The following is a 26,267-nucleotide window of genomic DNA, read 5'->3' as shown; positions in this document are numbered from 1 at the left end:
CAGTGGCGTACGCCACTGGCCTTTTTGAGTTCGGGCTCATGCCGGCCCGTCTAGCGTGACCGGCTGGCCTGGAGCGCTCGGGTCAGAAGTGCTCGAAGAGCGGCGGGTTTAACCGGTTTGTTGAGCATATGGAACCCGGCCTTTTTGACCTCGTCGGCCACCTCTTCGGTACGGTCGGCGGTAATGACGATGCCGGGCACCTCCTGTTCGATGCCCTCGAGCAGTACATCGAGCGCCATCAGGCCAGTCACTTCGTTATCGAGGTGGTAATCGGCAAGAATCGCATCGGGAGGCGAGCTGAGATTTCTAAGGACCGACTTGGCGCCGCCGATGCTGGTGGCCGTATAGACCTCGATGTTCCAGCCGGTAAGGATCGCCTTCATGCCTTCAAGCGTCAGCGTTTCGTTGTCGATGCAAAGCACACGAGCGCCGCTTAACTTGTTGGCGGGCTTGGCGCGCGCCAGTGAGGCTTCGGCTCGAGTATCCCCTGTTTTTCCCTGACCGATCGGTACCTCGACCGAGAATACGCTGCCCCGGTCGACCCATGAACGAATGCGAATCGAGTGATCGAGTACCCGCGCCATGCGGTCGGCAATCGAGAGCCCCAGGCCGAGGCCTTTTTCGCTTTCGCGGTGACGTGATTTCTGATCGAGTCGCTGAAACTCCTGAAAGATTTCGCTTTGCTTGGATTCAGGGATGCCAGGGCCGGTATCCCACACCTCAATGACCAGGTGTTCGCCCCGGCGACGGCACCCCAACAGCACCCGGCCTTCCTGGGTGTAGCGCAGCGCGTTGGACAGGAAATTCTGGACGATACGGCGCAGCATCTGCGGATCACTGTCCACGAAGTGGTGCGGCGTGACCACGCTCAGATCGAGGCCGCGCTCGGAGGCCATGACTTCGAATTCGGCCTGCAGCGGCGCAAAGATGTCCTTGAGTCGGAACACCGAGCGTTTGGGGGTCAGGGCGCCTGCGTCGAGCTTGGAGATATCGAGCAGGGTACTGAGCAGCTCCTCGGCGGCCTGCAATGAGTTGTCGATGTGGGTCAGAGTCTGTTTCTGGCCACCCTGATCGTCCATCTGCTGTGTCAGTGCGGAGGTGAAGAGGCGGGCTGCGTTGAGCGGTTGCAGAAGGTCGTGACTTGCCGCGGCCAGAAAGCGGGTTTTCGACGCGTTGGCGTCCTCCGCGATCTGCTTGGCGTGGCGAAGCGCGCGCTCGGCTTCGGCACGCACCTTGTTTTCCTGGCGAAGCGCTTCGTTGACCTGAGAAAGCGCCTGGGTGCGTTCCTTGACGCGTTCTTCCAGGTTTTCGTTGGTTTCCTTGAGGGCGATTTCGGCGAGGCGGCGCTCGGTAATGTCCTGATACAGGGCGAACAAACCCAGTACGCGCTGTTGATCGCCGTGGTGGGGCGTATAGGTGGCAAGCATATAGCGCGTACCGCCTTCATCATCAGTCATCGAAAGCTCGTAGGAAACGCGCTCACCGGCAAGGGCCCGCAGCATCCAGGGCGCGCGTTCGCGCCAGTCGCTGCGTGTCATCACGTCCTCGGCACGCTTGCCGATCACAGAGGCACGGTCGACGTTCATGGCCTCTTCATAGGCGTGGTTGGCAAATAGAAAACGACACTCCCGGTCGAAGTAGGCGATCAGTGCCGGGACGTTGTCGGTGTAGATACGAATATTGTTTTCCGAGCGGATCAGCGCCTCTTCCGTGCGCTTTTGCTGGGTGATGTCCTGATAGGTGTACACGAACCCGCCGCCCGCCATCGGGTTGCCGTGAACGTCCAGTACCGTGCCGTTTGGGCGATAGCGCTGATAGTGGTGTGGCTGGCCCGATTTGATGTTATCGATCAGCAAATTGACGTGCTCTTCCGGGTCACCGGGGCCGTATTCGTTATGTTCGGCGTTGTAGCGAAAGACCTGATCGATCGGTGCGCCGACGCGAATCATGTTGTCGGGGAAGCCGAACAGTCCCAGGTAATATTGATTCCAGACCACCAGGCGCAGCCGGTGATCCACCACCATCACACCCTGATGGAAGTTCTCGATCGCCGCCTGCAGCAACGCGCGATTGAACTCGAGGACCTGAGAGGCTTCATCGACGATGGAGACCACATCCGAAATGGCGATTTCCCGGCCCGAGAGCCCTGAGTTGATAACGATGCGTGCCGACGACGCGCCGATGGCGGAGGAAAGCAGACGCTCGCTGAATTGAATCATGTCGATCGACGCGCGGTCGTTGGGGCTGATCGGGGGGCGGTTCTTGTGATAGTCGCGAAACGCGCGCTCGACCTGTTCGTCGCTCAAAAAGCGTTTGCACAGGGTTTTCAAGTCCCCGATCGTGGTCTGGCCCTGCCAGGGACGATTGACCGACGCATAGGGGTGGCCTGAGCTGTCGACGAACTGCGAGGCCTGAATCCGATCCACCACGCGCTCGCTGGTGGACTGGGAAAAAAAGATGTAGCAGAACAGGTTGACGCCAAGCGAGAGCATCACGCCCTGAGCCAATGGGTCACCGACCGAGAAGCCAAACAGGTGGCCCGGTGCGAGGAACGCGACGCCGAACGGGCCGTGTTCCATGATGCCGGTCGGGACCAGATTCGCACGGTCAAGCGCGGGCAGCAGTAGCGTGTAGGCCCAGATTGCGATGCCGGCACCAAGCCCGACCGAGGCGCCGAAACGATTGCCTTTCTTCCAGTAAAGCCCGCCAAGCAGTGCCGGGGCCAGTTGGGCAAGCGCGGCCAGTGACAGCATGCCGATGCTTGAAAGGGTACTGAATTCGGCAACCAGTCGATAGAAGCCGTAGGCGAGCGCCAGCACCAGCACGATGACGACGCGGCGCGTTCTAAGCACCCATTTGGCGTAATCGCCGTGGTGGGTATCGAACCAGTGCAGTTTCAACAGAAGCGGGATCAACACCTCGTTGGAGATCATGATGGCAAGCGTTACGCTGGCCATGATGACCATGCCGCTGGCGGCGGCGAACCCTCCGATGAACGTCAGAAGCGTCAGCAGGTCATTGTCGAGCGCCATCGGCAGCAGCAGGACAAAGCCGTCAGGGGTGCTGCCGGCCGGAAGCAGGCTCAAGCCGGCAGTGGCGAGGGGGAGGACGAAAAAGCCCGCCAGCGCAAGGTACAGCGGGAACAGCCAGCGGGCATGCCGGCTGTCGTCCGGGTGGGTGTTTTCGACCACCGTGACGTGAAACTGGCGAGGCACGCAGAACATCGCGAGCATGGCCAGAAGGGTCTGCGTCCAGAAGCCGTGGGAGGACTCCTGATTGCCAAGGCTTTTGATCTGCAAAAACTCGTTTGCTCGCCGCGATAAATCGCCAAGCCCGTCGAAGGTGCCCCAGGTGATCACAGCGCCGAGCAACAAAAAGGCCGCCAGCTTGATCACCGACTCGAACGCAATGGCCTGAATCAAGCCTTCATGGTGCTCGGTCGCATCGGTATGTCGGGTACCGAACAAAATGGCGAAAATCGCCATCAACATGGCGATGTAGAACGCGGTATCGCCGAACAGCGGCGAGTGCAGGATGTCGGCATTGTCGGTCAGAAGGGTGAGGCTTGAGGACATTGCCTTTAGCTGAAGCGCGATGTAGGGCAGGGTGCCGATCAGAACCACAACGCTTGTAAACGCGGCAAGCTCCTGAGACTTGCCGTAACGTGAGGCGATAAAGTCGGCGATCGACGTCACGTTCTGGCGCTTGGCAACGCGGATCATCTTGGCAAGCACCGGCCAGAACAGCACGAACGTCAGGATCGGGCCAATGAAAATGCTGGCGTAGGACCACCCTTGGGTCGCGGCCTGGCCGACGCTGCCATAGAACGTCCAGGACGTGCAGTACACCGCAAGGGCAAGACTGTAGACGATCGGGCGGCGTTTGGCCGCGCCCTGTTGCACCGCGCGGCGATCGCCGAGCCAGGCGATTCCGAACAGCAACGCGATGTAAGTCAGTGATGCGGCAATCAGTAGCCAGCCTTGAAACATGTCCCTCTCCCTTGCAGATCTGCGCTCATTCTAGTGGTATCAAACGCAAAGTCACTGGTCTCGATCCGCATTGCTGCTGCGTGAGAGCGGCGCATGCTGCGCGATAGTCTCGCCACGCACTAACGGGGCTGGTAGGATAAAACGCCTTTCCTGCGCGTATGCGCACGCGACACTTCTTATCTCATCGACGATTCCGAATTCCTATGCAAGACGTTCATAACGCCTCCGACCGTGCGTCCTATGTCGACGCGGCTGCGCCCTCGGTGTCAGACACCGACTCAAGCGCGAAAGAGTCAAGCGCCGAAGCCAAGGCCAAGCGCGAGTTCAATAAACTCCAGAAGCGCCTGCGTCGCCTGACCGGTAATGCCATTATCGATTACAACATGATTCAGGAGGGTGACCGCATCATGGTGTGCCTTTCCGGTGGGAAGGACTCCTACACCATGTTGTCTATCCTCATGAACCTACAGCGCAATGCGCCGGTCAACTTCGAGCTGGTCGCGGTCAACATGGACCAGAAACAGCCCGGTTTTCCAGAGCATGTGCTGCCTGAGTACCTGGACACGCTTGGCATCGAGTATTACGTGGTCGAGCGTGATACCTATTCGATCGTCAAGGAGAAGGTGCCGGAGGGCAAGACCACCTGCGCGCTGTGCTCGCGTCTTCGACGGGGAACACTCTATGGGTTTGCCGAGGAGATTGGAGCCACCAAGGTGGCGCTCGGGCATCATCGCGATGATCTGCTTGAAACGCTTTTTCTCAACATGTTCCACGGCGGCACGCTCAAGGCCATGCCGCCGAAGCTCCTCTCCGATGATGGCCGCAACATCATCATCCGGCCGCTTGCGTACTGCAGCGAGGCGGATATTCAAAGCTATTCGGATCAAATGCAGTTCCCGATCATCCCCTGCAATCTGTGTGGCTCCCAGGAAAACCTGCAGCGTCAGGCCGTGAAGGGCATGCTTCAGGAGTGGAAGCACAAGCACCCGGGGCGTATCGAGTCGATGTTCAAGGCAATGACCAATGTCGCACCGAGTCAGTTGGCGGATCGGGCCCTGTTCGACTTCGAAGGGCTCGAGCAGAAACAGGCCAGCATGCACGCGGACCGCATCGATTCGGTCACTCTCGATACGTCGTCGTAATCGGCCAGGGCCCGGCCGGTGGGCGTTTCAGGCACGTTTCTGAATTGATTGAAAAAAAGTGAGTCGGATTTGTTGACTTGGAAGCGAGAGCCTGTAGAATGCAGCGCCACATGACCCGAGACGGGTGGTTAGCTCAGTTGGAAGAGCACCAGCCTTACAAGCTGGGGGTCACTGGTTCGAGCCCAGTACCACCCACCATCGAGTCATGAGATTTTTGATGCGGACCGGTAGTTCAGCTGGTTAGAATGCCGGCCTGTCACGCCGGAGGTCGCGGGTTCGAGTCCCGTCCGGTCCGCCATTCAAAAGTCAACGCATTAAATGCGGACCGGTAGTTCAGCTGGTTAGAATGCCGGCCTGTCACGCCGGAGGTCGCGGGTTCGAGTCCCGTCCGGTCCGCCAATTTAATGCACGTTTGATTGTGGGTGGTTAGCTCAGTTGGAAGAGCACCAGCCTTACAAGCTGGGGGTCACTGGTTCGAGCCCAGTACCACCCACCACATCAAGCACGAAAGAGTCTATGATGCGGACCGGTAGTTCAGCTGGTTAGAATGCCGGCCTGTCACGCCGGAGGTCGCGGGTTCGAGTCCCGTCCGGTCCGCCATTTACTCTCTTCCTCCCCGATGTATTTCCTGATTGTCTCCTCTCTTGAAGTAATTCTGTTTGACGCACGTTTTCTATTAAAGACTTCTGCCGTACGAGTCATCTGTGCGTTTGATGCATGTCACCGCGTTACCATTTCCATTGCTTATGTCTCTTGGTGGGCTATATGTGCGCTGCACGCGCGATAGCCGCTGCACGCGCGATAGCCGCTGTGCGTTCGTTGCCGAGGGGCGCTCGTTGTTGAGGGGCTGTCTCTCTGTAAGTATTACTCCAACAGTAGGTGCTGTTTGAGGTGTGTACTTCTTATGCGTGTACTGGGAACAAGTTCTATGGGCGCATTCAGTACTCCATCAGCCAGTCCAGTAGTCGCGGATACACCTCTTTGGTGGCGTTGGGGTCCGTAAGCATGTCACTTACGCTGTAGTCTCTTGAAAATCCGCATGCCGTACCAAGTAGCAGGAAGTCGCCCTGATGCGGGCCGCATTCGTCTCGAAAACGTGCCACGTCGCCGGGCGTGCAGTGAGGCGCGTCTTCGCTTGCAACGAACAGGGTGGGTGGCATACCGCCTCTGATCAGTGATTTTCCGTAATCAAAGCCGTCGCAGTCCTGCCATGGGTTGCCTTTCAGCCAATACCTCTCCATCGGGTGAGTCGGTTTTGAGTGCTCACAGCCACGCACTTTTGATCGAATCGTTTTCCAAAGCTCGCGCAAGGGCGTTGCCTCGGCTGTTCCCCTGGAGTGATGGCGACGGCTGCCCAGAAGAATCTGTCCTCGGTTCATGCGCCGAAGTTCTGGTGCGCGGGCCATGGATGAGGCCAGTGCAACGCCTGCCCAGCCCTGGGCCACGACGTTGAACTTGCCGTGGCCGCTGATAGTGGCCCAGTGCTTTAAAACGCTTGGAATCACTTCGTCTATAAGCCCCGGATGGTGAGGCGATGCGTCGATTACCCCCACGTCGAACCCGTATCGAGCAAGCCAGCAGGCCAGTCCGTTCGAAGTCAGGCACGTTTGGGCCGACGTAAGTCGGGTGTCTGGCCAGATAAGCAGCGCCCCTTGAGGTGCTGCGTCTTGTGCAGGGAGGCGGCGGGTCAGCGTGAGTGTCGTCGAAGGTGTTGTCAGCGAGTGCGTTGTCGTGGCTGGTGTGCTCGGGACTGGCTCTGGCGTGCGCTGGGACATGTGGGCTCTTGATCGGTGTATGGGCGTGCGCGATGCGTGTGTGCCGATGCGTTGCGGTAGATGCGTTGCATCGAGAAAAAGCGCTATTCCCGTGGGCTTTTCGTGATATGGCGGCGCGGAATTACTGGCTAGCGTTAATGAGCGGACCGAGTGGCGCTGACGTGCGCTTGATGCGCGCCGCTCAGCCGGAGTCCGGCAAGCTTAAGCGTACTTAAGCTGAATCTTTTTCATCTTGTTGAAAGCACCTTACGCGGTATGTTCGGTCTAGGATCATAAAAAGACGTCCAAAAAGCAGATTTCCAGGAAATACGTTCTCCAAAAAACAACGCGCCAGGCGTTGCCCTCATATTCTGGTGATTCGGTACGGTACGCCCAAGGAGGCTTCCATGAGCATCTTCGATCATGTGCAAAACCGCTATCAACGAACGCAACAGGAAGAGATGAGTCTTCAGGAATACCTTCAGTTGTGCAAGGACGACCCTCGGGCCTATGCGTCTGCGTCTGAACGCATGCTGGAGGCCATCGGTGAGCCTCGGGTGATCGATACGTCCAAGGATCCGGCGCTGTCGCGCATTTTCTCGAACAAGGTGATTCGGCGCTACCCGGCGTTTGAGGAGTTCTATGGCATGGAGGATGCGATCGAGCAGATCGTCTCCTACTTCCGTCACGCCGCGCAGGGTCTTGAGGAGCGCAAGCAGATTCTTTATCTGCTTGGCCCGGTGGGGGGCGGCAAGTCATCGCTCGCTGAACGCTTGAAAGCGCTGATGGAGGCCGTGCCGTTCTACGCCATCAAGGGCTCGCCTGTCTATGAATCACCTCTTGGGCTCTTTGCGCAGGAGGATGGCGACCTGCTCGAGAAGGAATACGGCATTCCCAAGCGGTATCTGCGCTCGGTGATGTCGCCCTGGGCGGCGAAGCGGCTCAAGGAGTATGGCGGCGATATTTCCCAGTTCCGTGTGGTCAAGCTCTACCCCTCAAGGCTCAATCAGGTCGCAGTGTCGAAAACCGAACCGGGCGATGACAACAATCAGGATATCTCGGCGCTGGTCGGCAAGGTCGATATTCGAAAGCTCGAGCTGTTCTCTCAGGATGATCCGGATGCCTACAGTTTCTCCGGCGGGCTCTGCAAAGCCAACCAGGGGCTGATGGAATTTGTCGAAATGTTCAAGGCGCCTCTCAAGGTGCTTCATCCGCTGCTGACCGCGACTCAGGAAGGGAATTACAACCCCACCGAAGGCATGGGGGCGATTCCGTTCGATGGCGTGCTGCTTGCCCACTCCAACGAATCGGAGTGGCAGCAGTTCCGAAATAACCGCAATAACGAAGCGTTTCTGGACCGGGTCTACATCGTGAAGGTGCCGTACTCGCTGCGTGTTTCTGAGGAGATGAAGATCTATCAGAAGCTGCTTGAACATTCGTCGCTCGATTACGCCCCATGCGCCCCCGATACGCTTCGCATGCTTGCCCAGTTCTCGGTACTTTCGCGACTCAAGGAGCCTGAAAACTCGAGCATCTATTCGAAAATGCGGATTTATGATGGCGAGAACATCAAGGACACCGACCCGCGCGCCAAGTCGATTCAGGAGTATCGAGACAACGCAGGCGTTGACGAAGGCATGAACGGGTTGTCGACCCGCTTTGCGTTCAAGATTCTCTCGAAGGTTTTCAACTTTGACAGTACCGAGGTGGCCGCCAATCCAGTTCATTTGCTGTACGTGCTTGAGCAGAGCATCGAACGCGAGCAGCTGCCGAAAGAGGTGCATGACCGCTACCTGCGCTTTATCAAGGAGTTTCTGGCGCCGCGTTATGTCGAGTTCATCGGCAAGGAAATCCAGACAGCGTATCTGGAGTCCTACAGCGAATATGGCCAGAACATCTTCGACCGCTACGTCACCTATGCCGATTTCTGGATTCAGGATCAGGAGTACCGAGATCCCGAAACCGGTGAGCTGTTTGATCGTCAATCGCTCAACGATGAGCTTGAGAAGATTGAAAAGCCGGCGGGCATTTCCAATCCGAAGGATTTTCGCCATGAGGTAGTCAACTTCGTGTTGAGGGCTCGCGCTCAGAACAACGGCAACAACCCGAGCTGGCAGTCCTATGAGAAGCTCAAGGGCGTGATCGAGCACAAGATGTTCGCCAACACCGAAGAGCTGTTGCCGGTCATCTCGTTCAACGCCAAGGCGTCATCTGCCGATGCGAAAAAGCACGAGGATTTCGTCAATCGGATGCAGGAACGCGGCTACACCGAAAAGCAGGTGCGTCTTCTGTCGGAGTGGTATCTGCGGGTTCGCAAGTCGCAGTAACGCCGCCTGACATCAGGTTTGTCGAACGCCGCCGCCATTCACTGTGGTGGCGGCCCCAATGCGGCCCGGTCGGGTCGTCGGGGGTACGTCATGAGCTATTTCATTGATCGACGAGAGAATGCAAAGCACAAGAGCGCCGTCAATCGACAGCGTTTTTTGCAGCGCTATCGAAAGCACATCAAGCGGGCGGTTGAGGATTCGGTCAATCGCCGCTCCATTACCGACATGAAGCGCGGCGAGAAAATTTCCATTCCAGACCGTGATATTTCCGAGCCGGTATTTCGCCACGGTCGCGGGGGAGATAACACCATCGTTAGCCCCGGCAACAAGGAGTTCAACGAGGGCGACCGGTTCAATCGACCGAGTGGCAAGGGCGGAGGCGACGGGTCTGGCGAAGGTTCTGCGTCCAATCAGGGCGAGGGCGTGGATGAGTTCGCGTTTTCCCTGACCCGCGAAGAATTTCTCGAATTCGTATTCGATGGGCTGGAGCTTCCGAACCTGGAGCGCAAGCAGCTACTGGACATCGAAGAGGTTAAACCGGTGCGCTCGGGGATCTCGCGGGATGGTATTCCGGCGCGAATGAATGTGGTGCGCTCGATGCGAGAGGCCTATGCGCGTCGAATCGCCATGCGAGCACCGATCCGGCGGGCATTGAAGGAAGCCGAAGAGGCGCTGGCAGAAGAAGAGGGCAAGGAGCCTGCGCTCAGAAACAAGCTGCGGCTCGAGGAACTTCGGGCCGAGATCGACCAGCTCAAGCGGCGCCTGGAGGCGGTGCCTTACATCGACACGTTCGATCTGCGCTACAACAACATGACCAATCAGCCGGTGCCTTCCAACAAGGCCGTCATGTTCTGTGTAATGGACGTTTCCGGCTCCATGACCCAGGCCCATAAGGACATCGCCAAGCGGTTTTTCCTGTTGCTCTATCTGTTTCTCGAGCGCAACTACGAAAAGATCGAGCTGGTGTTCATTCGTCACCACACCGCGGCCAAGGAAGTGGATGAAGAAGAGTTCTTCTACTCCCGGGAAACCGGGGGCACCATCGTGTCGAGCGCGTTGAATCTACTCGATGAGGTGATCGAGACGCGCTACCCGCCGGGGCAGTGGAACCTTTACGTGGCGCAGGCAAGCGATGGCGACAACTGGGACGACGATTCGACCACCTGCCGTCAGATCCTGAGTGACAAGATCATGCATCGGCTTCAGTACTACGCCTACGTTGAAATCACGCCGCACGCCCATCAGGCGCTCTGGGATGAGTACGAGCGCGTCGCCGCCGATTTCCCCGATCGATTCGCCATGCAGCAGATCGTTGAGGCCGGCGACATCTATTCCGTGTTTCGTGAGCTGTTTCGTCGCCGAGAGGCGGCCTAGGAGGAGTCATGACCGATACCGCCAGTGTCTCAGGGGGCGAACGCAAAAGCGCCGATTGGACGTTCGAAACGCTTGAATACTATGAGCAGGCCATTGCGCGTATTGCCAGGGAGTACCGGCTCGACATCTACCCCAATCAGATCGAGATCATCACGTCCGAGCAAATGATGGATGCCTACGCAAGTGTCGGGATGCCGGTGGGCTATCACCATTGGTCGTTCGGTAAGCAGTTCCTGTCGGTAGAGCAGTCCTATCGTCGTGGCAAGATGGGGCTTGCCTACGAGCTGGTCATCAATTCCGACCCCTGCATCGCGTATCTGATGGAAGAAAATACGCTGATGATGCAGATTCTGGTGATGGCGCACGCCTGCTACGGCCACAATTCGTTTTTCAAGGGCAATTATCTGTTCCGTGCCTGGACCGATGCCTCGGCCATTGTGGATTATCTGGTATTCGCGCGGCGCTACATCAGCGAGTGCGAGGAAAAGCACGGGGTCGAGACGGTCGAGCAGCTGCTGGATGCCTGTCACGCGCTTCAAAATTACGGCGTAGACCGCTACAAGCGGCCATCACCCATGTCGCCCGAGGCCGAATCGAAGCGTCAGGAAGAGCGCGAGGCTTATCTCCAGGCTCAGGTCAATGCGCTCTGGACCACTATCCCCACTCATGACGCCGAGCACCTATCGGATCGGGCCGTGACGGACAGCGAAGACCCGCTGGCGCTCAGGGCGCCGTTTCATTACCCGCCAGAGCCCCAAGAAAACCTGTTGTACTTCATTGAAAAGAACGCGCCGCTACTGGCGCCATGGCAGCGCGAAGTCGTGCGCATCGTTCGAAAGATGGCGCAGTATTTCTACCCGCAGCGTCAAACACAGGTCATGAACGAGGGCTGGGCGACGTTCTGGCATTACACCATCATGAATCAGCTCTTTGATGAAGGGTTGATCGATGAAGGCGTTATTCTCGAGTTTCTCCAGTCACATACCTCGGTCGTTGCACAGCCCACCTTCGATAGCCCCTATTACAACGGCATCAACCCCTACGCGCTCGGGTTTGCGATGTTCAGTGACATCAAGCGCATCTGTGAGCACCCGACCGACGAGGACCGCGAGTGGTTTCCGGATATTGCCGGCAGCAACTGGCTGGATACGTTTCACTTCGCCATGGCAAATTTCAAGGACGAATCGTTCGTACAGCAGTTTCTCTCGCCCAAGGTCATGCGAGACTTCAAGATGTTCGCCATTATCGATGATGATCAGGACGACATGATCGAAGTGGGGGCCATTCATAACGAGCAGGGGTACCGCCGTGTGCGCGAGGCGTTATCGGCGCAATACGCGCTCGGTCAGCGCGAGCCCAATATTCAGGTCTGGTCGGCGGATGTGCGGGGCGATCGCTCATTGACACTCAGGCACCTGGTACACAAGCGTCGGCCGCTCGATCAGTCGGTGTATCCAGTGCTTCGCTATCTTCATCAGCTGTGGGGGTTTCCGGTCAAACTTGACTCCCTTGATGGCGACGACGTGGTTCACCGCTATCAATGGCCGCTGCCCGATGCCTCGTGAGCGTAGGTTGAGAGGTCTCATGCGCGAAGGTTGAAAGGATAGGAGCTTGAAAATGCGGCGTTCAGCGCCGCTTTTTCATGTTTGGCTTTTAAGGGCGGGCCGACTAGAATCCGCCGCTTGGTGTCGAGTTCGTATTCGGGTGGGAGCGGCGAGTGATCGGTTTAATAATGCGCCTGGCCCGTATGGGCGGTATCGGGCTGGTGTTTGCAGCCATTCTTGGTGGGCTGTGGTTTTTCCAGGCTCGTGATAAATGGGCCGCGCTGAGCTATGAAGGCATGCCGGTCGCTGAAACCTGGTACGACTGGCGCAGTTTCAATCGGCCACTGATCAATCACGGGTTTCTGGTTGGATGGTCGGATGTGCGTGGTAACCCGCTGTGGGTAACCTACCGGCTGACCCGGGTGAAAGACCCGCACAGCGATCCGCGCCCGCGCGGGTTCAGGGAAGACTGGCGTTCGCTCTGGCCCATTACCAGTCGCGATTACAGTCATTCCGGGTTTGATCGCGGCCATATGGCGCCCAACTACGCAATGTCTGTCGTTCACGGGCGAGCATCTCAGCTCGATACCTTCCTGATGACCAACATTTCACCGCAAAAGCCCGACTTGAACCGCAAGGTCTGGCAGCGATTGGAAGAGGTCGTGATCGATCATTTCGTACCACGCTTCGGGACGGTTTGGGTCACGACCGGGCCGATTTTTGACAAGGATATTCGACGGATGGACTCCTTGATCGAGATTCCCGATGCGTTCTACAAGATTCTCGTCGTGCCCGGGTCGGTGGGTAAGCCGCCCAAGGCCCTCGCGTTTATCATGCCTCAAACCGTAAAAGGCAATGAGCCGCTGAGTGACTTCGTGGTATCGATTGATACGATCGAGCAGCGAACGGGGCTGGACTTTTTCAGCGACCTGCCGGACAACCTCGAAACGCGTTTGGAAAGCACGGTTGACAGTAAGGCCTGGCGTCTGGGGCGGGTGTCCCGGTTGCCATCTCGTTATTAGGAAAAGGCGCTTTGGGTGGCCTGCCTTACGCGCGATCAATCCATGAGGAGCTCTCTTTCAAGGTGTTCGCGCGTTCGAGTGAGTAATGTACGTCTTTAAGTGAGGCGCAATCGTTCAAGAGAGGTGTAACGGTCGGGATAAAGCCAAAGGGGTCTGACAGCGTGTAGATCGATCTTTTGAAGATCAAGCGCGTATAAAGAATATGAGGGGAGGATAAAAGGTGCTTAAAAGAGAATTCGATCTAAACAGGGTGTCTAGATGGTGCCCGGAAGAGGACTTGAACCTCCACGACCATGCGGTCACTAGCACCTGAAGCTAGCGCGTCTACCAATTCCGCCATCCGGGCCTTGCGTGAAATCAGGGCGATTTCAAAAATTACTGCGTTCTTATGTTCGATCTGCTCAAGGCGATCACATCGAAAACGATGTCTGGTGCCCGGAAGAGGACTTGAACCTCCACGACCATACGGTCACTAGCACCTGAAGCTAGCGCGTCTACCAATTCCGCCATCCGGGCAACTGCGGCGTATAATACGCATTTTTCGGGCCGATGCAACCCTTTGAATCGGTTTTGTAGGTAAATGTCGCTTGGGTCGGGCCTTTAGTGTCGCTATACTGGCCGACATGTTAAAGATAAAGCGTCTCGCCGTGCTCTCTGCCCTGCATCTCGACTTCCAACAAGGAAATATTGAATGAAACACTGGACGTTATCCGACGATCCGCAAGCAGAGCGCGAAGCGCAAAATTATGAAAATCCGGTACCCAGCCGGGAATTTCTTTTTTCTCGCGTCGAAGCTCATGGCAAACCCATTTCCGCCGACAGCCTGAACGATGCGCTCGGTCTGACCGATGAAGATCAGCGCGAAGGGGTTCGTCGCCGCTTGATCGCCATGGATCGTGACGGTCAGCTCAAGAAGCAGCGTGACAACTCCTTTACGGTGATTCCTCCCGAAGAAATCATTGAAGGGCGTGTGATCGGTCACCGTGATGGCATCGGCTTTCTAGTACGCGATGACGGTGAAAAGCCGGATCTCGTCATTCCCTCGCGTCAGATGCAGCGCGTCTTTCACGGTGACCGAGTCCGAGGTCGCATCAGCGGTCGCGACCGGCGTGGCCGTGCGGAAGTGCGGATCATGCAGGTGCTTGCGCACAATACCGAAACCGTGGTCGGGGTTTACCGCGTTCGCGGCGCCGACCTTGGTGTTCTTGTCCCTGAAAACTCCCGTATCAGCCAGGACATCATTATCCCGGCGGGCTCTGAAAACGGTGCGAAAGACGGCCAGATCGTCGAAGTGCGCCTGACGCAGCAGCCCGCTGTTCGAACCAAGCCCGAGGGCGAGGTCATCGAGGTGATGGGCGAGCGCATGGATCCGGGGCTTGAAATCGACATTGCCATTCGCGAGCACGATATTCCAGCCACGTTTCCGTCTGACGTGCTCGAGCAGATCGAGTCGCTCTCCGATCAGGTGCGAGAGGAAGACAAGCATCACCGGGTCGATCTCCGGGATCTGCCGCTCGTGACCATCGACGGGGAAGATGCCAAGGATTTCGACGACGCGGTCTATTCCTGGAAAACCAAGTCCGGCAGCACCAAGCTTATCGTCGCGATCGCGGACGTATCCCATTATGTACCGGTCGATTCGCCGCTTGATCGCGAAGCCATCGAGCGCGGCAACTCGGTGTACTTCCCTGGGCAGGTTGTTCCGATGCTGCCGGAAATCTTGTCCAATGGCCTGTGCTCTCTGAACCCGGACGTCGACCGTCTTTGCATGGTCTGTGAGATGAATATTTCACAGAAGGGCGAGATCAGCCGTTACCGCTTCTACGAAGGCGTCATGCGCTCCCACGCGCGTCTAACGTACACCGATGTCGGTACCATGCTTCAGGACGCCGACAGCGAACAGGGCCAGGCGCTTCGAAAGCACTACCACAACGTGGTCAAACCGCTCGAGCAGCTCTATGAGCTTTACCACACGCTCCGTTCGGCGCGGCAGATTCGGGGTGCGATCGATTTCGAAACGACCGAAACCCAGATCGTGTTCAACGACGACCGCAAGATCGAACGAATCGTTCCGCGTGAGCGCAACGACGCGCACAAGCTGATTGAGGAATGCATGCTGGCGGCCAATGTGGCCACCGCGCGTTTTCTCGAGAAGCACAAGCTTCCAGCGCTCTATCGCGTCCATGACAGCCCGAAAAGCGAACGTCTGACAACCTTCAAGACGTTTCTGGGCGAGCTTGGGCTTACGCTTGAGGGTGGTGAGAAGCCGACGCCGCGCGATTTCCAGCAGCTGCGTCAGTTGATTCAGGATCGCCCTGATGCCGACATCATCCAAACGATCATGCTGCGCACCATGAATCAGGCGATTTACACGCCGCACAATGAAGGGCATTTCGGTCTTGCCTATTCGGCGTACGCGCACTTCACGTCGCCCATTCGCCGTTATCCGGATCTTTTGGTGCATCGCGCCATTCGCGGGGTAATTCGAAGCGAGCAGGCAAGCACTAGCGTGCTGCGTGTCGAGGGCGCGCCGAGCGAGCCACTGTCGAAGTGGTGTCCCTATACGTTTGAGCAGATGGTCGAGCTTGGCGAGCACTGCTCGATGACCGAGCGTCGCGCCGATGATGCCACGCGTGACGTTGAAGATTGGCTCAAGTGCGAGTTCATGTCCGATAAGGTCGGTGAAACCTTTGATGGAACGATCGCCTCGGTTACGCAATTCGGTCTGTTTGTACGCCTGGATGCGCACTTCGTTGAAGGTCTGGTGCACATTTCCTCGCTGCCGTCGGACTATTACCGCTACGAGGAAACCCGTTTTCAGCTCAAGGGCGAGCGCGGCGGCATGATCTACCGGTTGGGCGATGGCGTGGTTGTGCGCGTGGCGCGTGTCGATCTCGACGATCGCAAGCTTGATTTCGAGCTTGCAGTGGCTGAGCCCACATCGCGGCGTCGCGCGCGCAAGACGCGTTCGGCACCGGAGGCAAGCGATGCGCCGGCAAGCGACAACGCTGAAACGCCCAAGAAGAAGCGCAAGTCCCGGCCCGGCAAGAAAGAGCGCGCGCGTCGAAAGAAAAGTGCGGACAAGACCGGCGATAGTAAAGGCGGTGACAAGGGCGAGGCGCACTCCAAGTCCGACCGTCCGAAGAAGAAAAAGTCGTCCAAAAAAGACGGCAGTAAAAAAAGCGACAGTAAAGGCGGCGAGCAGTCATGAATTCGTCGCGCCGTAAAAAACAAGGGGCTGGCAAGCCCAAGCCCAGCGCCGCCCCGAACGGGCTTGAAGCGGTTTCAGGCGTGCATGCGGTGCGTGCACTTCTTGACCATCAAACCCCGGACTATGCCTGGGTTCAGGAAGGCGCCTCGGAGCGCCGCCTGATCGAAGTCATCGAGGCGCTTCGTGCCAAGGGCGTCTCGGTCGAGTTCAAAACGCGCCAAGCGCTTGAGCAGGCAATGGGTCCGGTGGCGCATCAGGGCATTGTGGCGTTTTGTCAGCCGCTGTCGTTTGAAGGCGAACAGCGCCTTTACTGGGAAGCTGAGCGGGTGGAAGAGCCCGCGCTGTGGCTGGTGCTCGATGGCGTGACCGACCCCCATAATTTCGGGGCGTGCCTTCGAAGCGCCGATGCTGCGGGCGTCAAGGGTGTGATCGTTCCCAAAGACAAATCAGCGCCATTGAATGGCATCGTACGCAAGGTTGCCTGTGGGGCAGCCGAAGCCATGCCGGTGTATCAGGTGGTCAATCTCGCTCGAACGCTTTCAAAGCTCAAAGAGCTGGGTGTCTGGATCATCGGTACGGCAGGCGAGGCCGAGCAGAGCGTGTTCGGCGCCGACTTCAATGCCCACGTCGCGCTGGTGATGGGGGCCGAGGGCAAGGGCATGCGCCGATTGACGCGCGAAGCCTGTGACCACCTGGTGAAGCTTCCGATGCAGGGCAGCGTATCGAGTCTCAATGTGTCGGTCGCAACCGGGATCTGTCTGTTCGAGGCCGTCAGGCAGCAGCGCCCTCATTAAGTGCTTTGGCTTGCAAGGCCGGGATTGGGTCTTTACAATTATCCGGCTTTGCTCACCGGCATATTCTGTCAGTAAGTAAACCTTCCGTTAACTCCTTGCTTTTCACGACCAATTGCCTGAACCGGCGCTGGCGTGCGAAAGCTGTCAACCCGAAAGGAGACATCATGCGTCATTACGAAATCGTGTTCATGGTCCACCCGGATCAGAGCGAGCAGGTGCCTGCCATGATCGAGCGCTACACAAGCCTCGTGACTGAAAACAGCGGCACTGTGCATCGTCTCGAAGACTGGGGTCGCCGCCATCTTGCCTATCCGATCAACAAGATCCACAAGGCACACTACGTTCTGATGAACATCGAGTGCGAAAGCGAAACGCTCGACGAAATCGAGAACATCTTCCGTTTCAACGATGCCATCATTCGCAATATGGTTGTTCGTTGCAAGGAAGCGGTGACCGAGCCGTCCCCGATGATGAAGTCCGCTGAAGACAAGGGCCGTCGTCGCGAAGATCGTCGCGACAGCGCCGACCAGTCCTCTGATTCCGAAGAATCAGAGCAGACTGAAGAAACAGCTAACTGATCGATTCATCACTTCTGGAGATTCATGACATGGCACGTTTTTTCCGTCGCCGTAAGTTCTGCCGCTTTACCGCCGAAGGCGTAAAGTACATTGATTACAAAGACCTCGATACGCTGAAGTCCTACATCACTGAAACAGGCAAGATCGTACCGAGTCGCATTACCGGCACCCGCGCACGCTATCAGCGTCAGCTGTCCACTGCGATCAAGCGCGCTCGTTATCTGGCACTGCTGCCTTATACCGATCGCCACCTGTAAGTTTTCTTGAATGATTGCGCTTGCACGATGGGCCTTGCGCTCACCCGTTAACGCGACGCTTCTGGCCTTTGTATCAAGCCTCATACCGTGGCTTTTCTGGCTGGGCACCGCGATCGCTGCACTGGTCACGCTCCGGCGTGGTCTGGCGCTGGCGCTGCCGGTATTGATCGGCGCCGCCTTGCCGCTTGGGTGGTGGTGGACGCAGGGTGATGCAGTGCCACTTGCCACGCTGCTTTTGACCACGCTCTTGGCAGTGATCCTCCGTGCCAGGGCGCGTTGGGGCGAGACCTTGATCGCAGGCGCGCTCGTTTCAGCGCTTTTGATCAAGCTGGGCGTACTGATTCCGCCGAACGCCGGCGCGATTGTGGCCGAACTTCGTTCGAGCTCGACCGAGCTCGATACGATGCTTTCGAACTACGCCGCGCAAGGTATTTCGGTCGATCAGTTGACCACGCTGGTCATGGGCGCGCTGGTCGGCATCGTGGTCATGCTGGCCTCGGTTGCATGCCTTGCACTCGGGCGCAGCTGGCAAGCCGCACTGTTCAATCCGGGTGGGTTTCGGGAGGAGTTTCATGCCTTTCGTCTCGCGCCCAAGGAGATCGGTGCGTTACTGCTTTTAAGCATCGTCGGATTCGTGCTTGGCGTGCCATCGCTGATACTGGTGTCTTGGATACCGGTATTGATTGCCGGCATCGCGCTCGTGCACGCAGTCATTGGGATTAAAGGGATGAGTGGGCTTTGGCTTGGCGGATTCTACATTCTGCTGTTGATGGCCTGGCCCGCGATTGTGATTGTTCTGCTGCTTGCTCTGGTCGACAGCGCGTTAAACGTTCGCGCGCGGCTGGCAGGCAGTTAACATAGAAGAGGTCTACGAGAGATGGAAGTTATTCTGCTCGACAAGCTGGGCAAGCTCGGCGGTCTCGGTGACAAGGTCACCGTCAAAGCCGGCTATGGCCGCAACTACCTGGTGCCTTACGGTCTCGCCGTTCCGGCAACTCAGGACAACGTCAACATGTTCGAAGCACGCCGGGCCGAGCTCGAGCGTGAAGCGGAAGATCGCAAGGCAAGCGCTGAAGCGCGCGCCGAGCAGCTGTCCGAAATCGAACTTTCCCTCGTCGCCAAAGCTGGCGAAGAAGGGAAGCTGTTCGGTTCCATCGGTCCGCGCGATCTGGCCGAAGCACTGGTTCAATCCGGTATCGACGTCGCCAAGAGCGAAGTTCGCATGCCGGAAGGTCCGCTGCGTCAGACTGGCGAATACGACATCGCGCTGCAGCTGCACGCCGACGTCACCGCCAGCATTCGTGTCGTGGTAGTCGCCGAGTAAGTACATCCGTACTGCACGGCGCTGGTGAAAAAGGGCATGACGCCAAGCGTCATGCCCTTTTTTGATGCCTGTACTTCGTTGCAGGTTGTCCGAAGACGAGGCCGGTTTGATAAGCTAGCCGCTTCGGCCTCACTCAAGCGTATGTGTCCCCATGAATGAAATCGCAGTCTCTGATCAGGAAACATCGACCATCAAGGTGCCGCCCAATTCCCTGGAAGCCGAGCAATCGGTGCTTGGTGGCCTGATGCTCGATAACAGCAGCTGGGATACGGTGTCCGAGCGGCTGGTTGCCGATGATTTCTACCGCTTTGAACATCGCTATATCTTCAACGCCATAGCGCGTCTGTCCGATGAAGGCCGCCCGCTGGATGCCGTGACGCTGTCCGAGGTGCTTGAATCCAGAGATCAGCTGTCGAAAGTCGGTGGGCTTTCCTATCTGGCAGAGCTTGCGCGCAACACGCCGTCGGCAAGCAATATTCGGGCGTACGCCGACATCGTGCGCGAGCGGGCAACGCTTAGAAAGTTGATTCAGGCGGCCAATCAGATTGCGGAAGGGGCCTTCTATCCGCAAGGCAAGACCTCCGACGACCTGGTCAATGAAGCCGAGCGGCTGGTCTTTCAGATCGCCGAGGACCGCCCCAAGTTCGGCGGGCCTCAGGGCATGAGTCAGCTTTTGACCAAGGCGGTCGACCGCATCGATCAGTTGTTCAGCCTGAAAGGCAGCATGACCGGCATTTCGACCGGTTTTCGGGATCTGGACGACATGACCTCCGGTCTTCAGCCTTCGGATCTCGTTATCGTGGCCGGGCGGCCCTCGATGGGTAAGACGACCTTTGCGATGAACCTGGTCGAGCACGCGGTGGTCAGCGGCGACAAGGCCGTCGTGGTCTTTTCGATGGAAATGCCTGCCGAGCAGTTGATGCTGCGTATGGTGTCCTCGCTCGGGCGCATCGACCAGACCCGTGTCCGAACCGGTCAGCTCGAAGATGAAGACTGGCCACGGCTCACCTCGGCGGTCAATCTGTTGAAGGACAAACAGTTATTTGTCGATGACACACCGGCACTGTCGCCCAATGAGATGCGCGCTCGCGTACGTCGATTGGCGCGTGAGGCCGGTGATATCGGCCTGGTCATGATCGACTACCTTCAGTTGATGCAGGTGCCGGGGCTTTCCGAGAACCGAACGGCCGAAATCTCGGAAATCTCGCGCTCGTTGAAGGGGCTTGCCAAGGAGTTCAACTGCCCGGTGGTGGCGCTGTCGCAGTTGAATCGCTCGCTCGAGCAGCGCCCCAACAAGCGCCCGGTCATGTCGGATCTTCGTGAGTCCGGCGCGATCGAGCAGGACGCCGATGTGATTGCCTTCGTCTATCGTGATGAGGTCTATAACAAGGACAATCCCGATAACAAGGGGCTTGCCGAGCTGATCATCGGTAAGCAGCGTAATGGCCCGATCGGGACCGTACACATGGCGTTCATCGGGAAATACACCCGCTTCGAGGATCTGGCGCCTGGAAGCTATGGCGATTTCGAAGAGTGATGCCTGGCTGTTCGCCGGTTGAGTCGCATGCATAGGCCGGTATAATGCCCGGCTTGCCAAACGGGAGAAGAGAGCATGGCTGGTTATCGTGGACGTGGCGCACGTCAACCCAAGTTAGAGGCGCGAGGTACTCTGGAAAGCGTCGAGCGCGAGGGCCCGTTCAAGGAGTGGCTCGGCATGCCCGACCTTTACCGGTATACCCTGACGGTCAACGGTGAAACCTACACGCATCAGATCGAGGACGCAGAGCTTCCGGTCAGTGAAGGCGATTATGTGGTGTTTCGCTACAAGGAAACCAAATCCGGTCGCTGGGTCGATCGCCGCTCGCTCGGGGTCGCTATCGACCCCTCGACGTTTAACCGCGATTGATGCAGTAACGCACGCCTTGCGTGCAGCGATGAGAACGCGGCCAACGGGCCGCGTTTTTTTATGCCTGGACCATGAGAAGGGGTGTCATACGCTCTTGAATTGATTATGATAACTATTATCATTTGTGTCATGATCCGATTCTCCAAGGAGTGCCTTGATGCCCACGTCCCCCACGTATTCGCTCAGTAGTGCGCAAGCAGGTATCTGGTTCGCGCAGCAAATGAGTGGCACGGCCGCGACGTACACCACCTCACAGTGCCTGCGCTTGACGGGAGCGCCTGATGTCGAGGCCTTGGTCGAGGCCATCGAGCGAACGGTCATGGAGGCGCCAACGCTTACCGCTCGGGCTCAAATGGGGGCTGACGGGCCGGTCCAGACCTTTTCTGAACACATCGCGCCGCAGGTTGAGGTGCAGGACTTCCGCGCCGTCGAGCAGCCCAGGCAGTACGCTCAGCGCTGGATCGACGCACAGCTTGATCATGGCATCGAACTCGACACGCCGAGACTCTACCGCTTTACCGTTCTTCGCCTGTCGGAGTCGGAAGTATGGTGGCTGATGGTGATCCATCACCTGGCCGCCGATGCCTTTGCCTACAGCCTGCTTCAAAGGCGCGCCTGTGAGCACTACAACGCGCTGTGTCAGGCCACCGACGCGCCACCACCCTGGTTCGGTGAGGTCACCGCCATGATCGAGCGCGATCGAACGTATCAGTCAAGCGAGGCCTGCGAGGCTGACCGGGCGTACTGGGCGCGCCAGTTCGCGGATGATCCCGATCCAATCACGCTGACCGAACGTACGCACCTTGCCGCCGAGCGGGCGGACCGCATCGAGGCCTGGCTTGCCCAGGACGTCATCGAGGCCTTGATCGACGGCGCCGACGCTCAGGCGCTGCACCCGGCCGAGATGTTCGTGGCTGCGGTGGGGGCGTATGTGTGCCGCTGGAACCAGCGCGATGACGTGACACTGGGGCTGCCGATGATGGGGCGCTACACAGGCGCCGACATGAAAACGCCGATCACCCAGGTCAACGTGTTGCCGCTTCGCCTGACACAGGCCCGTTCCGACACGCCGGCCATGTGGGCCGCCCACTCGCGCGAGGCCATGGGCGGGCTTCGGCGCCATCAGCGCTACCGCTACGAAGCGCTTCAGCGCGACGTCATGCGACGCCCGGGCGAACGGGCGTTGTTCGGGCCGCAGGTCAACATCATGCCCTTTGCGCAACCGACCGACTGGCACGCCCTGACGTCGGCGCTCGATCATCTGGTGGCCGGGCCCGAGCATGATATTTCGTTCTATCTGCATTGGGATGGGGTTGGGCGGCGGGCCAAGCTGGCTGTCGAGGCCAATCCTCATCGCTATGATCGCGCGGCCATGACCGACCACCTCGATCGCTTGATGCGCTGGGCGCAGACCTTTTCGACCCATGCAGAGCGCCCGGTTCACGCATTGCCCTGGCGACTGGCCCGCGAGCAAACCAGCCTCGACGACTGGAACGCCACGGCGGTGCCAGTAGAGTCCACGGATCTGGCAAGCCTGTTCGAGCGTCAAGTGCTGCGCACGCCCGAGGCGCCAGCGTTGATCAGCGTCTCCGGCACGCTCGATTATTTAACGCTCAATCAGGACGCGAACCGCCTGGCGCACCTGTTGAGCGCGTACGGCGTCGGGCCGGGCGACATCGTGGGTGTGGCGCTCGAGCGGGGCGCCTTGCTGGAAGTGGCGCTGATTGCGACGCAAAAGATGGGTGCGGCCTTCATGCCGCTGTCGAGTGATTATCCGAAGGCGCGCCTTGGCTACATGATCGAGCAGGCCGGGCCACGTTTGATTGTCAGTGCGGAAGACACTCGATCACTGCTGCCCGAGGGCATAACGGTCGAGCAACTGGTCATCGATGCGCCAGACAGTCAAGGCGCGCTCGCAGCTCAGCCCAGTGATAACCCCCGTCGCGACGCGCGCTCGCCGTCGGCGCTGTCCTATGTGCTGTTCACGTCGGGCTCGACCGGCAAGCCCAAGGGCGTGATGATCGAGCAGCAGGCCATCGTCAATCGGCTCGAGTGGATGCAGGCGATGTATCAGCTCGACGAAGGGGATCGGGTGCTGCAAAAGACGCCGTCCGGGTTCGACGTCTCGATCTGGGAGTTCTTCTGGCCGGTACTGAGTGGGGCCACGCTGGTGATGGCGCGCCCCGGCGGGCACAAGGACCCATGGTATCTGCTCGAGGCCATCAAGACGCACCGGATTACCACGCTCCACTTTGTTCCCTCCATGCTGCAGGCCTTTTTGGACAGCGCACCGGTGTCTGAGTGCACTTCGCTCCGGCAGGTGTTCTGCAGCGGTGAGGCCTTGCCGAAATTGCTCCAGACTCGGCTGCATGACGCCTTGCCCGAGGTGTTGTTGCATAACCTCTACGGCCCGACCGAGGCGGCCATCGACGTATCCTATTGGCCCTGCAAGGCACGAGATACGCGGGCGAGCCTGCCGATCGGCCGGCCGATCTGGAACACGCAGCTTCACGTGCTCGATAACCACGGCCAGCCAATGCCGGTTGGGGCGGCTGGTGAGCTCTACATTGGTGGCATGAATCTGGCCCGGGGCTATATCGGGCGTGAGGATCTGACGCGCGAACGATTTATCCAGCATCCCGAGCTTGGCCGACTTTATGCCACCGGCGATCTCGCGCGCTGGAATCATGAAGGCGCGCTCGAGTATATGGGGCGCCTCGATGGCCAGGTGAAGCTTCGTGGCCAGCGCATCGAGCTCGATGAAATCAACGACGTCATCACTCGGGCACCGGGCGTCGCTCAGGCCGCCGTCAGCGTTATTTCGCCACGAGAGAATGACCCGAGACTTGTGGCCTACGTAGTCATGCACACCGGGCAGTCGCTCGACGCCAATGCAATCAGGGCATGGGCGGCCTCGCAGTTGCCGAGCTACATGGTCCCCCAGCACCTCTGCGCACTATCGGCGCTTCCGCTGACCGATAATGGCAAGCTCGATCGAAAGGCGCTGCCGATGCCGGAATTGAGCGACCACGAACATTATCGTGCGCCCGACAGTGATGAAGAGCGCGCGCTTTGTGCGCTGTTCGCCGAGGCGCTCGATTTGGAGCGGGTCGGCGTCGATGACAACTTTTTCGATCTGGGTGGGCACTCGCTGACGGCGGTTGCGCTGTCGGTGCGCGTGCGTGAAACGCTTGGCTGGGAGATCACCCTGGCCACACTGTTCGAGGCGCCAAGCGTCCGTGCATTGGCTTCGCATTATGAAAAGGCCTCCGGTCAGGATGGGCTGTCGGTTCTGCTGACCCTCAAGGCGCAGACAGGCGATGCCCCGCTGGTACTGTGTCATCCTGCGGGTGGGCTGGGGTGGTGCTATAACGCACTGGTGCGCGCACTGCCTTCCTTTGGACCTATCTTTGGGCTTCAGGCGCGCGGGTTGGCGGTGGATGAGCCATTGCCGCCGACGCTCGATGCGATGGCCGAGGATTATCTTCATCAGCTGAAGACGGTTCAGCCTGAAGGGCCTTACTGGCTTGCAGGCTGGTCGATCGGGGGCATGATCGCTCATACGCTGGCCGCTAAATTACAGGCCCAAGGCGATGAGGTGCGCTTGCTTGCGATGCTGGATGCCTACCCAAGCGATCAGTGGCGCCACCTGGCCCCGCCGGATGAGCAGGACGCGTTGACGGCACTATTGCGCATTGCAGGTCTCAGACTTCCGGAGGCGGGCGCAACTCGCCAGGATGTGATCGAGCTCTTGGGTCAGGAAGGGCATGCGCTCGCAAGCCTGCCAGGCCGGGTACTGGATGCCATGGTCGATGTGGTTGCCAATAACAGTCGGCTGGTGCGCGAGTCTCACCATCAGGTCTATGAGGGCGATGTCGAGTTCTTTACCGCTGCCGCCCCCCGAGACGAGAACTGGCTCAATCGATTGGGCTGGGGTCCTTATGTGCGGGGCGACTTGATCAATCACGACCTGCCCTGTGATCATCCGGGCATGATTCAACCCGAGGCCGCGCGTCACATCGCGGCTCGTCTCGAGGAGGTTTTGAGCCATGAGCGAACGCCCTGCCTCTGACATCGATGCGGCCGCCGTCTGTTCTCTGATCGAGGCGGTCGATAAAGGCTTTCAGCGCACGCCATTGGTCGGCGTTGGTGAGATGCACTGGTGCCCTGAGGTCCTTGAGCAGATGTTTGCGCTGATCGAGGCGCCAGCGGTGCAGGCACACACCCAGACCGTGGTGGTCGAGTTCGGCAGTGAACGCCATCAGGACGTGCTTGACCGATATCTGGCGGGGGAAGCCCTTTCCGACACCGCGCTTAGCCTGATCTGTGAGGACACGCTGCATGGCGTGCTTTGGTCGCCGTGGGTCTATCAGCAGTTTTTCGAGCACGTGCGGCGCGTCAATCAGACGCTTCCGCCCTCGAAGCGGTGGCGGGTTCTACTGGCAGAAGCTGCCTTCGACTGGCAAACCGCCACTGAGACGCGCTGGCAGGCGGCCATGGACGAACGCGATGCGCGCTACGCTGACTGTGTGACCCGCCATGTGCTGGCACGCGATGACAAGGCGCTCTTGATTTTCGGGGCGATGCACCTGATCAAATCGACGCTTCCGGGGGCGTGCGCGCCGTCGATGGGCACGCTGTTGGCAAGCCAGCTCACCACGCTCTGGCCGGTCATCGATGGGCATACGCACGTGGCGGCCGACACTATGACAACGTGGCCTGTGGGCTCGGTGATCGTATTGGATGATGCGCCGGCAGCCGGGCGTTGGCCGTTTGACCGGTTTGCTCGCAAGGGGCAGAGCGTGGGCCACACGCGCAACTATTGCGACATGCTCTGGCACGCCGGTGCCTTCACGCGCAAGGTATGTCTGCCAGAAGGGCGACTGAGCGATGCTGGTTGGCTTGCGCGCACTCGGGCGCGCATCGAAACCCGAAGCGTTGAACGTCAGCGTCAGCTTTGGCAGCTTTTTCCGGAACATGTTCTGAACGAGCTCGGTGTGGAGGTGGCTGTGCGGTCATTTCTTGAAAGCGAGCTTAATTGATCG

The 26,267-nt window shown here is 58.6% G+C and carries 17 protein-coding genes and 7 tRNA genes; 20 read left to right on the top strand and 4 right to left on the bottom strand.

Going from position 1 to position 26,267, the window contains the following annotated elements; genetic code table 11:
- Window positions 1-50: 50 nt before the first annotated feature.
- Window positions 51-3,989: a hybrid sensor histidine kinase/response regulator gene (locus NAT49_RS05035; protein WP_251591234.1), complete on the bottom strand. Its 3,939-nt coding sequence runs from the start codon at window positions 3,987-3,989 to the stop codon at window positions 51-53.
- A gap of 203 nt (window positions 3,990-4,192) precedes the next feature.
- Here NAT49_RS05035 and ttcA point away from each other — a divergent pair, with 203 nt between their 5' ends.
- The 6 genes from ttcA (at window position 4,193) to NAT49_RS05005 (ending at window position 5,731) form a co-directional block, all read left to right on the top strand.
- Window positions 4,193-5,131 (top strand): tRNA 2-thiocytidine(32) synthetase TtcA, encoded by a 939-nt coding sequence (gene ttcA, locus NAT49_RS05030; protein ID WP_251591226.1) that lies wholly within the window; start codon window positions 4,193-4,195, stop codon window positions 5,129-5,131.
- 122 nt (window positions 5,132-5,253) lie between these two features.
- Window positions 5,254-5,329: transfer RNA gene (locus NAT49_RS05025), tRNA-Val, on the top strand.
- 23 nt (window positions 5,330-5,352) lie between these two features.
- A tRNA-Asp gene (locus NAT49_RS05020) sits at window positions 5,353-5,429 on the top strand.
- A 24-nt stretch (window positions 5,430-5,453) separates the two neighbouring features.
- A tRNA-Asp gene (locus tag NAT49_RS05015) sits at window positions 5,454-5,530 on the top strand.
- Between the two features lie 21 nt (window positions 5,531-5,551).
- A tRNA-Val gene (locus NAT49_RS05010) sits at window positions 5,552-5,627 on the top strand.
- Window positions 5,628-5,654: 27 nt separating this feature from the next.
- Window positions 5,655-5,731: transfer RNA gene (locus NAT49_RS05005), tRNA-Asp, on the top strand.
- A 338-nt stretch (window positions 5,732-6,069) separates the two neighbouring features.
- On the opposite strand, the gene NAT49_RS05000 is transcribed toward NAT49_RS05005, so the two are convergent.
- Window positions 6,070-6,906: a hypothetical protein gene (locus NAT49_RS05000; RefSeq protein ID WP_251591217.1), complete on the bottom strand. Its 837-nt coding sequence runs from the start codon at window positions 6,904-6,906 to the stop codon at window positions 6,070-6,072.
- Window positions 6,907-7,292: 386 nt separating this feature from the next.
- Between NAT49_RS05000 and NAT49_RS04995 the strand changes: the two genes are divergently transcribed.
- The 4 genes from NAT49_RS04995 to NAT49_RS04980 all read left to right on the top strand — a co-directional run bounded on the left by NAT49_RS04995 (window position 7,293) and on the right by NAT49_RS04980 (window position 13,152).
- Window positions 7,293-9,212: a PrkA family serine protein kinase gene (locus tag NAT49_RS04995; protein ID WP_251591215.1), complete on the top strand. Its 1,920-nt coding sequence runs from the start codon at window positions 7,293-7,295 to the stop codon at window positions 9,210-9,212.
- 90 nt (window positions 9,213-9,302) lie between these two features.
- Window positions 9,303-10,586 carry a YeaH/YhbH family protein gene (locus NAT49_RS04990; protein WP_251591213.1) on the top strand — a complete coding sequence of 428 codons (1,284 nt, stop codon included), beginning with the start codon at window positions 9,303-9,305 and terminating at the stop codon, window positions 10,584-10,586.
- A gap of 8 nt (window positions 10,587-10,594) precedes the next feature.
- On the top strand, window positions 10,595-12,151 hold the full coding sequence (locus tag NAT49_RS04985; protein WP_251591211.1) for a SpoVR family protein: 1,557 nt from the start codon (window positions 10,595-10,597) through the stop codon (window positions 12,149-12,151).
- 152 nt (window positions 12,152-12,303) lie between these two features.
- Window positions 12,304-13,152 (top strand): DNA/RNA non-specific endonuclease, encoded by an 849-nt coding sequence (locus tag NAT49_RS04980; RefSeq protein WP_309619124.1) that lies wholly within the window; start codon window positions 12,304-12,306, stop codon window positions 13,150-13,152.
- A gap of 259 nt (window positions 13,153-13,411) precedes the next feature.
- On the opposite strand, the gene NAT49_RS04975 is transcribed toward NAT49_RS04980, so the two are convergent.
- Window positions 13,412-13,498: transfer RNA gene (locus NAT49_RS04975), tRNA-Leu, on the bottom strand.
- A gap of 83 nt (window positions 13,499-13,581) precedes the next feature.
- A tRNA-Leu gene (locus tag NAT49_RS04970) sits at window positions 13,582-13,668 on the bottom strand.
- A gap of 175 nt (window positions 13,669-13,843) precedes the next feature.
- Between NAT49_RS04970 and rnr the strand changes: the two genes are divergently transcribed.
- From rnr to NAT49_RS04920, 10 genes are all read left to right on the top strand, one after another.
- Window positions 13,844-16,363 (top strand): ribonuclease R, encoded by a 2,520-nt coding sequence (gene rnr / locus NAT49_RS04965; protein ID WP_251591209.1) that lies wholly within the window; start codon window positions 13,844-13,846, stop codon window positions 16,361-16,363.
- The gene (gene rlmB, locus NAT49_RS04960) at window positions 16,360-17,157 is read left to right on the top strand and encodes a 23S rRNA (guanosine(2251)-2'-O)-methyltransferase RlmB (protein WP_251591200.1); all 798 of its coding nucleotides are present in this window, start codon (window positions 16,360-16,362) and stop codon (window positions 17,155-17,157) included. Before rnr ends, rlmB begins: the two co-directional genes overlap by 4 nt.
- Before the next feature lie 164 nt (window positions 17,158-17,321).
- Window positions 17,322-17,735, top strand: coding sequence for a 30S ribosomal protein S6 (gene rpsF / locus NAT49_RS04955; protein WP_251591193.1), 414 nt, complete (start codon window positions 17,322-17,324; stop codon window positions 17,733-17,735).
- Window positions 17,736-17,764: 29 nt separating this feature from the next.
- Complete coding sequence (gene rpsR, locus NAT49_RS04950; protein ID WP_251591192.1) at window positions 17,765-17,992, top strand: 30S ribosomal protein S18; 228 nt, start codon at window positions 17,765-17,767, stop codon at window positions 17,990-17,992.
- Window positions 17,993-18,002: 10 nt separating this feature from the next.
- The gene (locus tag NAT49_RS04945) at window positions 18,003-18,848 is read left to right on the top strand and encodes a hypothetical protein (protein WP_251591185.1); all 846 of its coding nucleotides are present in this window, start codon (window positions 18,003-18,005) and stop codon (window positions 18,846-18,848) included.
- Between the two features lie 21 nt (window positions 18,849-18,869).
- Complete coding sequence (gene rplI / locus NAT49_RS04940; RefSeq protein ID WP_251591177.1) at window positions 18,870-19,316, top strand: 50S ribosomal protein L9; 447 nt, start codon at window positions 18,870-18,872, stop codon at window positions 19,314-19,316.
- A 151-nt stretch (window positions 19,317-19,467) separates the two neighbouring features.
- The gene (dnaB, locus tag NAT49_RS04935; protein WP_251591175.1) at window positions 19,468-20,853 is read left to right on the top strand and encodes a replicative DNA helicase; all 1,386 of its coding nucleotides are present in this window, start codon (window positions 19,468-19,470) and stop codon (window positions 20,851-20,853) included.
- A 75-nt stretch (window positions 20,854-20,928) separates the two neighbouring features.
- Window positions 20,929-21,222: a hypothetical protein gene (locus tag NAT49_RS04930; RefSeq protein WP_251591167.1), complete on the top strand. Its 294-nt coding sequence runs from the start codon at window positions 20,929-20,931 to the stop codon at window positions 21,220-21,222.
- A 157-nt stretch (window positions 21,223-21,379) separates the two neighbouring features.
- A complete protein-coding gene (locus tag NAT49_RS04925) occupies window positions 21,380-25,294 on the top strand; it encodes an amino acid adenylation domain-containing protein (protein WP_251591165.1) in 3,915 nt (1,304 codons plus the stop codon).
- Window positions 25,272-26,264 carry a hypothetical protein gene (locus NAT49_RS04920; RefSeq protein WP_251591156.1) on the top strand — a complete coding sequence of 331 codons (993 nt, stop codon included), beginning with the start codon at window positions 25,272-25,274 and terminating at the stop codon, window positions 26,262-26,264. The genes NAT49_RS04925 and NAT49_RS04920 overlap by 23 nt, the downstream gene beginning before the upstream one ends.
- The last annotated feature ends 3 nt before the right edge of the window (window positions 26,265-26,267 follow it).

The sequence above is a fragment of the Larsenimonas suaedae genome (genome assembly GCF_023712105.1).
In the GTDB taxonomy this organism is placed as follows: Bacteria; Pseudomonadota; Gammaproteobacteria; order Pseudomonadales; family Halomonadaceae; genus Larsenimonas; species Larsenimonas suaedae.
The sequence above is the reverse complement of the archived record's forward strand: the minus strand, read 5'-3'. Positions and strand labels throughout refer to the sequence as shown.